Raw genomic sequence first — 14,588 nt, 5'->3', positions numbered from 1 at the left:
GCATGAGAAGAAAAAAAGATAGAAGCAATGGCATTACTGCTTTGTATGAAAGACTGTCTCGTGATGATGATAATGCTGGCGAGAGTAATAGTATCGTTCATCAAAAGCAAATGCTTGAAGATTATGCTATAAAACATGGCTTTACGAATCTTGTTCATTTTACCGATGATGGTTGGAGTGGAGCGACTTTTGACAGACCTTCATGGAACAGACTTGTTGAAGGTGTTAAAAACGGAGAAATCACTGCCTGTATCTGCAAAGATATGTCCAGAATCGGCAGAGACCATTTGCAAGTAGGTTTTTTCACTGACATTCTGTTTAGAGAAAAGGAAGTTCGATTTATAGCAATCAATAATGGTATTGACAGTGACCGTCAAGAAACCAGTGAGTTTGCCCCTTTTCTGAATATCATGAATGAGTGGTTTGTCAGGGATACAAGTAAGAAAATTAAAGCTGTACTGAAATCCAGAGGTTCTTCCGGCAACGCTCATACAAGTAATATCCCACCATACGGCTATTTGAAAGACCCAGAAAACCCCGACCATTGGATTATTGATGAAGAAGCTGCTGAAGTAGTCCGCAGAATTTATCGTATGACTATTGAGGGAAAAGGACCTTATCAGATAGCAAGAGAACTTTCAGAAGAAAAAATTGAAAGACCATCTTATTATCTTGGCAAAAAGGGACTTGGAAATCATGCAAGCAATTATGACAAAGAAAATCCGTATATGTGGCGAGGCAATCAGGTTACTACTCTGATTGCCAGACCAGAGTATATTGGAAAGACTGTCAACTTCAGGACATTCAAAAATTCCTATAAGGACAAAAAGACGAAAAGGGCAGATAAGGAAGATTGGGTGGTTTTTGATGATACACAAGAGCCTATTGTCGATGAAGAAACATGGATGCTTGCTCAAAAGCTAAGACAGAATGTAAGAAAAGCCGATCCTATGGGCGAACCTAATGTTCTAACCGGAAAGATTTACTGTGCTGACTGTGGTGCGCCGATGTATAATCACAGGCAACGAAAAGGGCGTGAAAGAATATACTATACTACCAAAGGCGAAAAGCGGATAAGCCATTCAAGTCCGGCAGATTGTTATGAATGTTCCACTTATAATCTTGCTTATCAGAAGTATGACCGGCATTGTACTTGCCACCATATTTCAACAAAAGCACTTAAAAGCATCATTCTGAAAACCATACAAGAGACTTGCCATTATGTTTCTTTGAATGAGCAGGAGTTTGTCTATTCTCTGCAAGAAGAATCGGCGATGAAAGATATTGCTGTTTCTGAAACTGTAAAAAAACGCATTGAAAGAAATCAGAAGCGAGTTCACGAACTGGATATGCTTATCAGGAAAATCTATGAAGATAATGTAATTGGAAGATTGCCGGACAGGCTTTTTCAGAGTATGCTTACTGATTATGAAAATGAGCAGAACGAGCTAAACAAGATTATTGAGACTGACACCGCTGATATGCAACGAATTATAGGCGGTCAAAATAATGTGGAGCGTTTTCTAAAGCTGGTTAAAAAGTATGAGAACATTACAGAGCTTACTCCTGCCATGATAAATGAATTTATAGATAAAATACTGGTTCACGAGCCACAGGGAAAAGGTGCAGACCGCACCACAGAGGTGGAGATATATCTTAACTATGTCGGGCAATTTCAAGTACCTGTGGAGCAGCATGAACCAACAGAGGAAGAAAGGATTGCTGCTGAAAAAGAAGCAGATCGACTTCGCAGAAAACGAGAATCCAATCGTAAGTATATGAAAAAGATTCGTGAGAAATCAAAAAAATTTGCGGAGCATGAGCGTATAGCAGAAGAAAAAAGTTCTGATAGCAAGCTGTGTGCTGAGCAGAACGCCACAAGCAAATCAAATCGGCAAAAAGTGAAAGGAGAAAAAATAGCATGACAGAATTGAAACCACGAATCCATGATGAAAGCAACGGTCTGGACTATGTTCTTGTGGGTGATTACTATGTGCCGGACTTGAAGCTGCCGGAGGAACACCGCCCTATCGGTATGTGGGGCAGACTGCACAGGACATATTTGGAGCAGTACCGCCCTGCAAGGTTCTCTGCCCTCTGTTTATCCGGCGAACTGCATACTTACCTTGCTGACCTGAACGAACAGGCAACGGAAAGGTGCAGCCTTATCATTGAGCAGATGAAACAAGCCGAGGGTGTGACCGAAACCATGAAAGCAGACAATCAGATATTGTGGGTACAGTCCATGAACTCTATCCGTAACCGAGCCGAAGAAATCATCAGACAGGAAATGATTTACTGCTGATTTTATCAAGTCCAAAACCAACAAATTTATATCGTAAACGAAGCGACAGGTATTTCCTTATGAAGTGTCTGTCGCTTTTCATTTATCAAATTTTAAGGAGGAAAACACAATGAAGATGAACCGGAATGAAATGGAAACCCTTTATGCCTTTGGCTGTCCGAACCTGAAAGCAACTGTCGAGCGTTTGCGTATGGTGGCTGCCCTTGCACCCGATCCAGCGGCGAAGAAGCTGTTTTATATGCTTTCTGTCAAGCTGAGTGCTGAGGGTGTTGAAAGGTGGTATCGCTGCTTTTACCGCAGGCTGAGGGTGTTGAAAGACCGCAGGGAGGGCTACTATGATAAGACTGACGAAGATTGAGAAAGAAACAATCGTTCTCTTTAATGAGGGCGAGGACAAGGCAAATATCTACACCCACAACGCCGGATTGAAAAAGAGGTTGGCTGCTTTTGCTAAGAAGTACCCTGACCTTTGCCGACTGGAAAAATCTAATGTTCAAGGCGGTGTTTCTTATGTGCTGGCAAAATCCCGTCTGTCTATCCGCTTCCTGCCGCCTTACAGTGAGGAACGCAGACAGAAAGCCAGCGAATATGCGAAAAAGCATGGGCTGAACAGCCAGCAGGGATAATGTGATAATCAGGGCTGATATGCGGTTAAAATGTCAGGTACAGACCTGATGTTTTGACCGTTGCCTATCGCCTGTGAGGAAAGTATCGGGGACTATGGATTTTGCGGAAATGTGCGTTACGGGTAGCAAGATAAAAAGCTGTGAAAATTTAATGCCACTTCGGAATTATTAACACTTATTTGTAGATTTATAGTAAGGAGATATGATAAAATAATAGTTCAGAAAGTTTCCTTGTAAAGTGTAGGAGGGATAAGATGCAATTCTTAATTAGTTTATATGATGTTTTTGGAAGTTATCTTTTCTTCATAGGAATACCTATGTTATTTGAACTTAGTTCATTTTTTATCAAATATATCAAGTACAAGAAGAAAACTACTATTTTTGTAGAAAAGTGCAAACTGTTAATTAAGTTTGTTTATGTCTGTGTTTTTGTGTTTGGATATTTATTGTTCATTTTTTTTATAGCAGATACTCAATCGAGAGCTACATTTATTAAAATAAGTGGTTCTATTATTCCGATAGCTTCTGTAACAGGTGTTTTAGGATATATTGCTAAAAAAAAGCATAATAAACAGGTTCAAAATCAAAATAGAGTTTCTAATAGTTATATTATAAAAAGTGATAGTTTTTTACTTTATGTTTTTATTATTGGTAGCATAATTTGTGGTGCTTTCGAAATTTTTGCTATTTTAGAGAAAGCAGAACTATGGGTACATTCTATATCGTTAATATTTTTATTAACTGGAATTTTGGGGATTTTAAATATTGGACTATGGAGGATTGAAGTAGACAATATGGAAATCACTTATCGTTCTACATTTGGTCGTGTAAGAAAATATAATTTCAAAGATATAACGAAAGGTGTCTATAAAAAAAGCGGGGCATTTCGTGTCTATATAGGAGAGAAAAGGATATTTACATTTGATGATAATATGGAATTTTCGTTGTTTATAGCACAAATGAACCGACTGCACATTCCAGTGTGGAGCTATGAATTTTCCGTAAAAATGAAAAATAAATCTAAGTAATTTAGAATTTATGTTCATCTATTTGTAGATTACCTGTAATCTGCCACAACTGAATATGACTGTCAAGGTCAGATGAAGAAACCGATGTATTGAGCGTAAAGCGATCATGCGTCGGTTTTTCTTTTTGCAAAATAGTCCGGTGGACTGTTTTGTAAAACCGAAGGAACTGACAGAGCTTGGGACGGGGCGAAGTCAGTTTGTTCGGGCGGGAGTACAGAGGGTGCAACCCTTTGTGCATGGGTACAGGGAATGCAATACCCCTGTGCAGGTCAAGGGCGGCAGCCTTGCCCAGTTAAGTGGCGTTTCGCCACTTAGTACTGGGTATTACTTGACGCAGAAAGCCGCAAGGAATCAGCTTCGCTGCCCTTCTCCCCTGTCGGGGAAATCAAAAAGAAAAGGAGGAACTCATGTGAAATTAACAAGGCACAATGGACGAGCCGGAAAGAATGGCGTTTATAATCCGAAGCACAATGACCGCAGTTTTGACATTGCCAACAGCGAACACATTGACGAAGAACGAGCCAAACAAAATCTCTATTGGGACTGTTACAATGGCTTCCGCAATTTCAAAAATCCCGAAAAGGAAAATGAGCTGTCTGCCACTTTTGAAGATGTGGAACATCTTTTTTATCGTCAGAGGTATCGTGATTTTGTAACCGGACAAAACGAAAGAAATGTGAAGAACCGACACCCTGAAAGAAATAAGGAAACCGGAGATTTGCTCAAAAGCAAAAAGACCTGTCCAGAGGAAACGGTCTATCAGATTGGAACGCTTGACAATCATGTTCCGCCGGAACTGCTCATTGAGATCGTCACAGAATTTATGGGAATCATAAATGAGCGTTTCGGCTCTCATGTCCATATCCTGAATTGGGCGCTGCACTTGGATGAAAGCACCCCTCATATTCACGAGCGTCATGTGTTCGACTGTGAAAATCAATATGGGGAGATTGCCCCACAACAGGAAAAGGCTTTGGAAGCACTGGGGTTTGAACTGCCGGAACCGGAGAAGCCTGTCGGAAGAAAAAATAATCGCAAGATGACTTTCGATTCGGCTTGCCGAGTGCTGCTGTTTGATGTGGCGAAAAAGCATGGCTTACAACTGGAAGAAGAACCGGAATATGGTGGTCGTGCATATCTGGAAAAACAGGACTATATTCTTTTCAAGCAAAAGGAGCAACTGGCAGCACAGGAGCAAAAGCTGGAAGAACTCACCATGAAGATTGAAGATGTGGAAGCTCTGGTGGACGAGGTTGCCGATATTGCTTATGACAAGGCGGTTGAGGTCGTTGCTGATACTGTGAAACTGGAAACGCACAAGGAGGATATTAAGCTGGTGGAGCAGTCTAAGGCATGGGTTCTCTCCCCTGAGCGTAAGGCTTCAAAGAAAGAAGTTGAGTATGCAGTGAAACGATTGGATGGCGTGATTGCCAGAATCACAAACGCTATGAAATCAACCATTCAGAAAATTCAAACCACGCTGATGAAACCGGAGGTCAAAAAAGCCGGAACGGAGCAAATCAAGAAGAAAGCCAAAAGTTCCATTATAGAGCAGTTGAGCCGCAAAAAGAAAGAAATAGCAGAGCGTGAAGTCAGCCGGACACTTCCGGCGAAAAGCAAAAAACAGGATATGGAACTCTAAGGCACTTGCTGTTTTCGCTTTGAAAATGACAGGTGCTTTTGCTTTGGGAGGCAAAAAAAATCTTCCATTCTTTAGGTTGATGAAGTATAATGAACACAGTATATTTTTGGGAATTATAATTATGGAAACTGAGATGAGGAATAAATATGAAGCATTATTTATTTTGGGAAAAGCAATCTATAAAAGAGTTTTGGGAAAAGGGATTATTTATAGATAAGGTATTTATGATTACCTATTCTATCCAAATGTTATTTTTTTTCGTTGCTTTCATTGTCATGAGTTTAAGCACTGACAATCCATTATTTACAGGAATGTTGCTTGGTATTCTTTGGATAGTTATATTTTTAGGGATACCTTTTTTGGGACATACAATAGAAAAATCATATTGGGTAAAATTTGAAGATACTTATGTGCTGCGTCATGAAGCTTCTGGATATAGGAAAAAAATTTTTTATAAAGAAGCAAAATATATTGTAATAGGAGAACCTTATGTTCGTCCTAATAGGTCATTATCGGAAGCGTTTTATGAAAAATTGGGTAATTATATCAATGTTTTATCTTCGGACAAGAGGATATTATTTTCTGTGCGCTATTCTGAAGAACTATTAAAAATGCTTCAGGAACGATGTGAAAATATAGAAATTATAGAAAAATAAGAGTTTTACTAAGCAGGAAATCTGAAAAGGTCTCCTGCTTTTTTGCACCTAAAATTGAATATGGAACTTTAAGGCACTTGCTATTTTCGTTTTGAAAATGACAGGTGCTTTTTTCGTTTCAGGAAAGGAGTCACATGAATGTATTTGAAGTTGTAAAAGAAAATGTTACTGCCCGACAAGCCGCAGAAGCCTATGGCTTGAAAGTGGGTCGCACAGGTATGGCGTGCTGTCCGTTTCACTCGGATAAGTCCCCCAGTATGAAGCTGGATGAACGCTATTACTGTTTTGGCTGCGGAGCAACCGGAGACGCTGTTGATCTGACTGCGAAGATATTCGGTATCGGGCTGAGGGAAGCTGCTGTCAAACTTGCTGAAGATTTTGGTCTTAACTATGACAGCCGACAAAAGCCCAGTGTCCGCCCTCGTATTCGTGAGCCGACACCGGAACAGAAGTATCAAAAAGGAGAAAATCATTGCTACAAGGTGCTGACGGATTATTTTCATCTTCTTAGAGAATGGGAAAAGAAATACGCTCCTAAACAGCCGGATGAGGAATGGAATCCCTTGTTTGCAGAAGCACTGCATAAGAAGAACTATATCGAATATCTGCTTGATATTCTTCTGTATGGTTCATTGGAGGAACGAAAAGCACTTGTGGCAGAACAGAGAAAGGAGGTGTTGAAACTTGAACAGCGAATTGCAGAACTGTCAGCAGACAGAACCATGCACAGTAGAAGAAATCCGAAACAGCTTAGAGCAGAGCGAGAAAGGTAAGGTTTATAATACTGCCGCAAATTATAAGCGTGTTCTGCAATATGATCCACTTTTGAAAGGGGCTATCCGAAAAAATCTTCTGACCGAAAGAATCGATATTGTGAAGCCCCTCGGCTGGTATCGTGATAGCCCGACATTGACAGATGTGGATGTGAAATATCTGCTCCTATATTTTGAAGAAAACTATGGATTGACCGTAGAGAAGAAAATCATAGACGCAGTTGCGGTTATTGCCAATGAAAACCGTTACCACCCTGTCTGTGATTTTCTCAATGCCCTGCAATGGGACGGAACAGAACGCATACGCTTCTGTCTGCACCGCTTTCTCGGTTCTGATACAGATGATTACACCTATGAAGCATTGAAGTTGTTTCTGCTGGGTGCTATCTCACGAGCCTTTAAGCCGGGGTGTAAATTTGAGGTAATGCTCTGTCTTGTAGGCGGTCAGGGAGCCGGAAAGTCCTCTTTCTTCCGTTTGCTTGCGGTCAATGATGATTGGTTCTCTGATGACTTGAAAAAGCTGGATGATGAAAATGTGTACCGCAAAATGCAGGGGCATTGGATTATTGAAATGTCGGAAATGATTGCAACCGCCAACGCTAAGAGCATTGAAGAAATCAAGTCCTTTCTGAGCCGCCAAAAGGAAACCTATAAGATACCCTATGAAACACATCCGGCAGACAGAAAACGACAATGTGTGTTTGGAGGTTCTTCTAATACCCTTGACTTTCTTCCCCTTGACCGAACAGGCAACCGCCGCTTCGTTCCGGTTATGGTCTATCCTGAAAGGGCTGAGGTTCATATTTTGGCGGATGAGCAGGCTTCCAGAGAGTATATCAATCAGATGTGGGCAGAAGCTATGGAGATTTACAGAAGCGGCAATTTCCGTCTGAGATTCAGTCCGGCTATGAACGATTATCTGAAAGCCCACCAAAAGGATTTTATGCCAGAGGACACAAAGGCAGGACAGATTTTAGACTATCTGGAACGCTATTCCGGCAGCATGGTCTGTTCCAAACAGCTTTATAAGGAAGCACTGGGGCATGATTATGACGAACCGAAACAATGGGAGCTGCGAGAGATCAACGACATTATGAATAACGCTGTCACAGGCTGGAGGGCGTTCAGCAATCCGAGATATTTTCCAGAGCCTTACCGCCGACAAAAGGGCTGGGAGCGTATCAGGAACGACAACGAGCCTGACAACAGCATGGATGGTTTTCAGGAAATCCCGACAGAGGAAATGGAACAGTTAGGGCTTCCGGAAGAATGGTTAAAGCAAAAATAAAAGTCCGTTGTCGCTTCGGTTGTCGAGCCGGTTGTCGGTCTGGTTGTCGGGCAAAAATCCCGAAAGCCTTGATATTGCGGCACTTTTCCCTTTCTGACAACCATGACAACCAATATTATAAAGAAAAAGGAAATAGTAAAAAGATAGTATCGCCCGATAAAGAAAAAAGGTTTTCTGATGTCCGTTGTCGGAACTTCGTTGTCAGACCTTTCCTTGTCGGGCTTTTTTCATTCAAGGAGGATTATCGTATGACAAATATTATGAACAGTACACTACCCACCCAAAATAACCATTCGGAGAAAAACAAACCGGATGGAGTTTTTGTGATTAAGCAAGGCAAAACAAATTATAAAGTCAAAGTGTTTTTTGACCATAGTAGCGGTTTGACTGCTGAGGACAGATTGAAACGCATTATTCAGGCAGAAGCAGAGAGAGAATCTGCGTAAATAATATGAAAAATATCCACGCACCCCCTTGACAAAAGCTTTCAGAGGACACCCTATTGTCCGCGATGGAGACTGCCGGAAAAGAGGATATGCCGGAGGATGCCGAGAGAAAAGGTCTGGGGACACCGGCCACCCGTGCCGGTATTTTGGAAAAGCTGGTATCTGCCGGTTTTCTGGAACGAAAAAAGAGCAGGAAAACGGTGCAGCTTCTCCCTTCCCACGATGCAGTCTCCCTGATCACCGTTCTGCCGGAACAGCTGCAATCGCCGCTTTTGACTGCCGAGTGGGAGTACCGCCTGGGCGAGATCGAGCGCGGGCAGCTTGCCCCGGAGGAGTTTCTGGACGGGATCAGCACTATGCTGGGAGACCTGGTGGGAACTTATCAGGTCATCAAGGGAACTGAGTACCTGTTCACTCCGCCCCACGAGGTGGTGGGCAAATGCCCTCGCTGCGGCGGTGAAGTGGCAGAACTGCAAAAAGGCTTCTTCTGTCAGAATGATTCTTGTAAATTTGCAATCTGGAAAAACAACAAATGGTGGGCTGCCAAGAAAAAACAGCCGACCAAAGCTGTGGTGTCTGCGCTGCTGAACGATGGCTGTGTCCGTGTGACGGGGCTATATTCGGAGAAAACCGGCAAGACCTACGATGCCACTGTGGTTTTGGAGGACGATGGACAGTATGCCAACTTCAAGCTGGAATTTGACCAGCGGAAAGGAGGCAGTCGATGAAGCTCTCTTTAGTGGAACGGGAAACCATTCTCCTCTATAACCAGGCAGAACCAATGGCTGAGGTCTACACCCACGATCCCCGTCTGATGGAGAAGCTGGAACTGCTGGCAAAAAAGCACCCCGACCAGATCACCCGAAAGGACGCCCATAACTTTACCGTCCCCAAGCGGTGTGTATCAGTCCGGGAGCCATACAGCGCCGAGCGTCGCAAAGCTGCCAGTGAACGGGCGAAAGCCGCCGGATACCAGCCCCCTGTGAGAAAGTCCGGCAGTTAAAGGCACATGGCAGAGAATGTATTTGAAGCGGTCAAGCAGTCGGTCAGCACCAGAGAAGCGGCAGAGTTTTACGGGATAAAAGTCAGTCGAACTGGCATGGCCTGCTGTCCCTTTCACGATGATAAGAACCCCAGCATGAAGGTAGACCAGCGGTTCCACTGCTTTGGCTGTGGTGCAGATGGGGATGTGATCGACTTTATCGCAAAGCTCTTTAACCTCTCCCCAAAAGAAGCGGCAGAGAAACTGGCACAGGATTTTGGCCTGATCTATGACAGTCAGGCCCCGCCCCGCAGGAGATATGTCCGGCAAAAAACCGAGGCACAGAAGTTTCGGGAGGATCGACAGCGCTGTTACCGCGTACTGTCCGATTACTACTATCTGCTGAAAAAATGGGAAGCCGACCGTTCTCCCAGGACACTGGAGGAAGAACCGCACCCCCGCTTTGTGGAAGCAATCCAGAAGAAAGCCTATGTAGAGTACCTGCTGGACCTTTTCCTTTATGAAAGTGAAGAAGAACAAAAGGCATGGATTGCGGAACACACAGCAGAAATCACACACTTGGAAAGGAGATTGAAAATCATGGCTGAGAACAAACCCACCAATCGAGAACGGCTAAGGGAAATCACAGATGGCATCGAGCAGGGTATCAAAGAATTGTTTGAAAGCGAAAAGTATATGCGTTATCTGTCCGTCATGTCCCGATTTCACCGCTATTCGGTAAACAACACTATGCTCATCTATATGCAGAAGCCGGACGCCACTTTGGTAGCCGGATACAATAAGTGGAAAGACCAGTTTGAGCGTCATGTAAAAAAGGGCGAGCATGGCATTACCATCATCGCCCCAACACCGTACAAGAAGAAAATCGAGGAGCAGAAGCTGGACCCAGATACCAAGGCTCCGATTCTGGATAAAGACGGAAAGATCGTCACAGAGGAAAAAGAAATCGAGATTCCCATGTTTCGCCCTGTCAAGGTCTTTGATGTGAGTCAGACCGACGGGAAACCTTTGCCGGAGCTTGCTTCCTCCCTTTCCGGCAATGTGCCAAATTATGAGGCATTCATGGAGGCCCTGCGCCGCAGTGCACCGGTACCGATTACTTTTGAAGCAATGGTCGCCGATACGGACGGCTATTTTTCTGCTGATCATCAGAAAATTGCCATTCGTCAGGGCATGAGCGAGGTGCAGACGGTTTCGGCCACGGTTCACGAGATTGCTCACAGCAAGCTCCATGACCCTAAAAAATATGAAATGCTACCGTCATGGAAGGTTGTGCTGGAGAGTGAAGGTGGAACCAAGCATGATTTCAAGCTGGATTTTGCCACAGAAAAAGAAGCCGAACAGTTTGCTTCTGATATGGATTGGCGCTATGTGGACGAAAATCAGTTTGAATGGCGTCTTGCAGTTGAGGAAGATGCAACCGCAGAAAAACAGGCAATCAAAAACCGTCACACGGAAGAAGTGGAGGCTGAAAGCATCTCCTATGCAGTCTGCAAATATTTTGGAATTGAGACAGGAGAAAACAGCTTTGGCTATATTGCCAGTTGGAGTCAGGGCAAGGAACTGAAAGAGCTGAGAGCCAGTTTGGAGACCATCAACAAAACCTCCGGCACTTTGATCTCCGACATTGAGCGCCACTATAAGGAAATCTGCAAAGAGCGTGGAATTGACCCCAATGCAAAGGCAGAGCCGGAAACCGCCCCGATAGAGCAGCCGACCGGCAATCTAACCTACTATGTAGCAGAGTGCATGGAGTTTCCAAACCTCGGAGAATACCACGATAACCTGTCTTTGGAGGAAGCGGTTCGCATTTATCAGGAAATTCCGGCAGAGCGAATGAACGGGATCAAAGGAATTGGTTTTGAGCTGAAAGACGGAAGCGACTATGAAGGACCGTTTCCGATTTTGACCGGGCAGACCATTGACCTGGATACCATCCAGGCAATCGACTATTACCGTGACAATCCGCTGGTACAGAAAGCGGTAAAGGAACTGGCTGCGGCCATGCCGGAAATGGAGGTGCTGGGGGCGGATGCCAACCAGCAGGAGGCTTTGTTTCTGATCGACGATGCCACCTATCTTCATATCCAGCCCTGTGACAGCGGCTGGGACTACACCCTTTACGATGTTGCATCCATGAAAGAGCTGGATGGCGGTCAGCTGGATATGCCGGAGCTTTCCCGCATGAAGGCAGTTCTTCAGATTTGTGATGACAACGATTTGGGCAAAGACTCGGTAAAATACGCACCGTTGTCTATGATCGAGACCTTGCAGGAAGCGGCCTATCAGCAGATGCAGGAAGAGGTCAAGCAGGAAAACACTTCTGTCCAGCTGCCGGAGGCACAGGAGCAGGCACTGGATGAATACCCCATGCCGGATGAGCAGGTCTCTACACCGGATATGCAGGAATACGGCTACACCTATGATGGGATGCTCCCTGTTACCAGAGAACGGGCGCTGGAACTGGATGCCGCCGGTTTGACTGTCTATGTGCTGCATGAGGACAATACGGAGAGCATGGTGTTTGACCCACAGGAGATCATGGAGCATGGCGGTCTTTGCGGTGTGGACCGTGAGGAATGGGAGAAAAGCCCTCAGTTCCATGAAAAGGTCATGGAGCGTCAGGAACATCAGCAGGAACGAGAACAGGCATTTCTCTCCCAGAACAGAGATTGCTTTGCCATCTATCAGGTAAAGCATACCGATGAATTGCGTGACATTCGCTATGAAGGGATGGACTGGCTTCACTCCATTGGACAGACGGTAAAGCGTGAAAACTATGATCTGGTCTATACTGCGCCGTTGGAACCCTGCAAGTCTCCGCAGGCCGCTGTTGAACAGCTTTATCATCAGTTCAACAACGATCATCCGGCAGACTACCACCATCCTTCCATGAGCGTCAGCGACATCGTTGCGATCAAGCAGGACGGTAAGGTATCCTGTCATTACTGTGACAGCAGTGGTTTTACCCAGATTTCCGGATTCCTGCCGGAAAATCCGCTGAAAAATGCGGAGATGGCCGTAGAGGACGATTACGGCATGATTGACGGTATCATCAACAATGGCGCAAAAGAGCTTACGGTGGCAGAGCTGGAACAGCAGGCCCGAAGCGGTCAGCCCATTTCCCTGATGGACTTGGCTGATGCCGTTCATCGGGAGGAACGGGAAAAGAAAAAGTCCGTTGTGGATCAGCTGAAAAGCCAGCCCAAAGCAGAACACAAAAAGACAGCGCAAAAAAAGAGCGTGGAAAGGGAGATTTGATATGGGAAACTTTACTTTTGAGGAAATGAACCTGATGTGCATTTACAATACCGGCAACCGCACCGGATTGATCGACAGCCTGCGTGAGATGCGCGGCGAGCTATCACCGGAGGAAACGGAACTGAGGGAGCTGACCGACAGCGCCCTTACGAAGCTCTGTGCGATGACCGATGAGGACTTTGCCCAGTTGGAGCTGTATCCGGATTTTGACCAGTAAACACCATAACCGCAGGGATGGGGTGGCAAATTGCCACCCCACCTCTTTACCCCAAAACCGAAAGGAGGACAGAACACCATGCCAACCAAAGCTGAACTATATGCACAGATGGCGGACAAGGTGGCAACACAGCTCACGGGGAGCTGGCAGGAATGGGCAGGGTTTCTCACCACTGCTTCCCGCCTTTACAAGTACCCGTTCCATGAGCAGTTGATGATCTATGCCCAGCGACCGGACGCCACCGCCTGTGCAGAGTACGATTTGTGGAATGAAAAGATGGGCCGCTATGTAAGGCGCGGTTCCAAGGGAATCGCTCTGGTGGACGATTCCGGGGACAGACCTCGCCTTCGCTATGTTTTTGACATTTCCGACACCGGAACCCGTGAACATTCCCGCACTCCCTGGCTGTGGCAGCTGGAGGAGCGCCATCTGGATTCCGTGCAGGCCATGCTGGAGCGCACCTATGATGTTTCCGGTGATGACCTTGCCGGACAGCTCACTGAGGTAGCCGGAAAACTGGCTGAGGAATACTGGACGGAGCATCAGCAGGACTTCTTCTATATCGTTGACGGTTCCTTTTTGGAGGAATATGATGAGTATAACATCGGAGTGCAGTTCAAGGCAGCCGCCACCGTCAGCATCACTTACGCTTTGATGTCCCGCTGCGGACTGGAGCCGGAACGCTACTTCGACCACGAAGATTTTATGGCGATCTTTGATTTCAACACCCCGTCCACCATCGGGGCGCTGGGAACAGCGGTCAGCCAGATCAACCAGCAGGTGCTGCGGCAGATCGGCGTCACCGTCCGAAATGCAGAGCGCGAAGCCAACCAAGAAAGGAGCAAACAAGATGAACAATCCCATGACCTATATCCAGAACGGAGACTATCTGATTCCCGACCTGAAGCTGAGCCAGCAGCCGGAGAAACCCCTGGGCAAGTACGGCAGGATGAGGAAAACCTACCTGAAGGAACACCGTCCCATCCTCTACAACCAGATGTTGCTGAGCGAGAAGCTGTACCCGCACCTTCTGGAGATCGACGAGACCGCCCAGAACAGACTGGAGCAGATGATACCCCAGCTGGCGAAGGAAGCGGGAGCCACCGAGGAACTGAAAGCCAGCGATCCCATGAAGTGGGTGGGGCTGATGAACACCTGCAAAGCCCAAGCCGAGGAGATCCTGATGGCGGAGCTTATCAACAGCTGACCCTAAACCTGTTCCTCTCCGAAGCAGAACAGATCCAATCCATAGATGAAGCAGAGAATGTAGCGCATACATCCTCTGCTTTTTCTTTTGCCCAAAATGATATTGACCATGTGCTGCGTTTGGGCGGCAATACAGA

The 14,588-nt window shown here is 45.5% G+C and carries 15 protein-coding genes and 1 pseudogene; 15 read left to right on the top strand and 1 reads right to left on the bottom strand.

Features of this window, described 5'->3' with window-relative positions; genetic code table 11:
* The first annotated feature begins 2 nt into the window (after positions 1 to 2).
* From ACESON_RS08080 to ACESON_RS08015, 14 genes and pseudogenes are all read left to right on the top strand, one after another.
* Complete coding sequence (locus tag ACESON_RS08080) at positions 3 to 1,925, top strand: DUF4368 domain-containing protein (RefSeq protein WP_373109183.1); 1,923 nt, start codon at positions 3 to 5, stop codon at positions 1,923 to 1,925.
* Positions 1,922 to 2,305, top strand: coding sequence for a TnpV protein (locus ACESON_RS08075; RefSeq protein WP_373109181.1), 384 nt, complete (start codon positions 1,922 to 1,924; stop codon positions 2,303 to 2,305). The genes ACESON_RS08080 and ACESON_RS08075 overlap by 4 nt, the downstream gene beginning before the upstream one ends.
* A gap of 109 nt (positions 2,306 to 2,414) precedes the next feature.
* Positions 2,415 to 2,663, top strand: coding sequence for a ferredoxin (locus ACESON_RS08070; RefSeq protein ID WP_373109179.1), 249 nt, complete (start codon positions 2,415 to 2,417; stop codon positions 2,661 to 2,663).
* Positions 2,641 to 2,931 carry a molecular chaperone gene (locus tag ACESON_RS08065; protein WP_373109178.1) on the top strand — a complete coding sequence of 97 codons (291 nt, stop codon included), beginning with the start codon at positions 2,641 to 2,643 and terminating at the stop codon, positions 2,929 to 2,931. The genes ACESON_RS08070 and ACESON_RS08065 overlap by 23 nt, the downstream gene beginning before the upstream one ends.
* Before the next feature lie 254 nt (positions 2,932 to 3,185).
* Positions 3,186 to 3,959, top strand: a complete 774-nt coding sequence (locus ACESON_RS08060; protein WP_373109177.1) for a DUF6560 family protein — start codon at positions 3,186 to 3,188, stop codon at positions 3,957 to 3,959.
* 409 nt (positions 3,960 to 4,368) lie between these two features.
* Entirely contained in the window at positions 4,369 to 5,601 is a 1,233-nt protein-coding gene (locus ACESON_RS08055) for a serine/arginine repetitive matrix protein 2 (protein WP_373109175.1), read from the top strand.
* 146 nt (positions 5,602 to 5,747) lie between these two features.
* Positions 5,748 to 6,257, top strand: coding sequence for a hypothetical protein (locus tag ACESON_RS08050; RefSeq protein ID WP_373109174.1), 510 nt, complete (start codon positions 5,748 to 5,750; stop codon positions 6,255 to 6,257).
* 134 nt (positions 6,258 to 6,391) lie between these two features.
* Positions 6,392 to 7,030 carry a CHC2 zinc finger domain-containing protein gene (locus ACESON_RS08045; RefSeq protein ID WP_373109173.1) on the top strand — a complete coding sequence of 213 codons (639 nt, stop codon included), beginning with the start codon at positions 6,392 to 6,394 and terminating at the stop codon, positions 7,028 to 7,030.
* Positions 6,942 to 8,318: a virulence-associated E family protein gene (locus tag ACESON_RS08040; RefSeq protein WP_202215607.1), complete on the top strand. Its 1,377-nt coding sequence runs from the start codon at positions 6,942 to 6,944 to the stop codon at positions 8,316 to 8,318. Before ACESON_RS08045 ends, ACESON_RS08040 begins: the two co-directional genes overlap by 89 nt.
* Before the next feature lie 248 nt (positions 8,319 to 8,566).
* Positions 8,567 to 8,764 (top strand): hypothetical protein, encoded by a 198-nt coding sequence (locus ACESON_RS08035; protein WP_054330662.1) that lies wholly within the window; start codon positions 8,567 to 8,569, stop codon positions 8,762 to 8,764.
* A gap of 32 nt (positions 8,765 to 8,796) precedes the next feature.
* Positions 8,797 to 9,492, top strand: a pseudogene (locus ACESON_RS08030) (DNA topoisomerase); the annotation flags it as partial.
* Positions 9,489 to 9,767, top strand: coding sequence for an immunoglobulin (locus tag ACESON_RS08025; protein WP_118596745.1), 279 nt, complete (start codon positions 9,489 to 9,491; stop codon positions 9,765 to 9,767). The pseudogene ACESON_RS08030 and the gene ACESON_RS08025, both read left to right, overlap by 4 nt.
* 6 nt (positions 9,768 to 9,773) lie before the next feature.
* The gene (locus tag ACESON_RS08020) at positions 9,774 to 13,028 is read left to right on the top strand and encodes an LPD16 domain-containing protein (protein WP_278849482.1); all 3,255 of its coding nucleotides are present in this window, start codon (positions 9,774 to 9,776) and stop codon (positions 13,026 to 13,028) included.
* A gap of 1 nt (position 13,029) precedes the next feature.
* Positions 13,030 to 13,245 (top strand): transposon-transfer assisting family protein, encoded by a 216-nt coding sequence (locus ACESON_RS08015; protein WP_154041810.1) that lies wholly within the window; start codon positions 13,030 to 13,032, stop codon positions 13,243 to 13,245.
* 96 nt (positions 13,246 to 13,341) lie between these two features.
* Here the strand turns inward: ACESON_RS08015 and ACESON_RS08010 are convergent, their stop codons facing one another.
* Entirely contained in the window at positions 13,342 to 14,109 is a 768-nt protein-coding gene (locus ACESON_RS08010) for a hypothetical protein (RefSeq protein ID WP_278849486.1), read from the bottom strand.
* On the opposite strand from ACESON_RS08010, the gene ACESON_RS08005 reads away from it, so the two are divergent.
* Positions 14,096 to 14,452 carry a TnpV protein gene (locus tag ACESON_RS08005; RefSeq protein WP_117502907.1) on the top strand — a complete coding sequence of 119 codons (357 nt, stop codon included), beginning with the start codon at positions 14,096 to 14,098 and terminating at the stop codon, positions 14,450 to 14,452. The genes ACESON_RS08010 and ACESON_RS08005 overlap by 14 nt on opposite strands.
* The last annotated feature ends 136 nt before the right edge of the window (positions 14,453 to 14,588 follow it).

The sequence above is a fragment of the Lachnoclostridium sp. Marseille-P6806 genome (genome assembly GCF_964238185.1).
GTDB lineage: Bacteria > Bacillota > Clostridia > Lachnospirales > Lachnospiraceae > Brotaphodocola.
The sequence above is the reverse complement of the archived record's forward strand: the minus strand, read 5'-3'. Positions and strand labels throughout refer to the sequence as shown.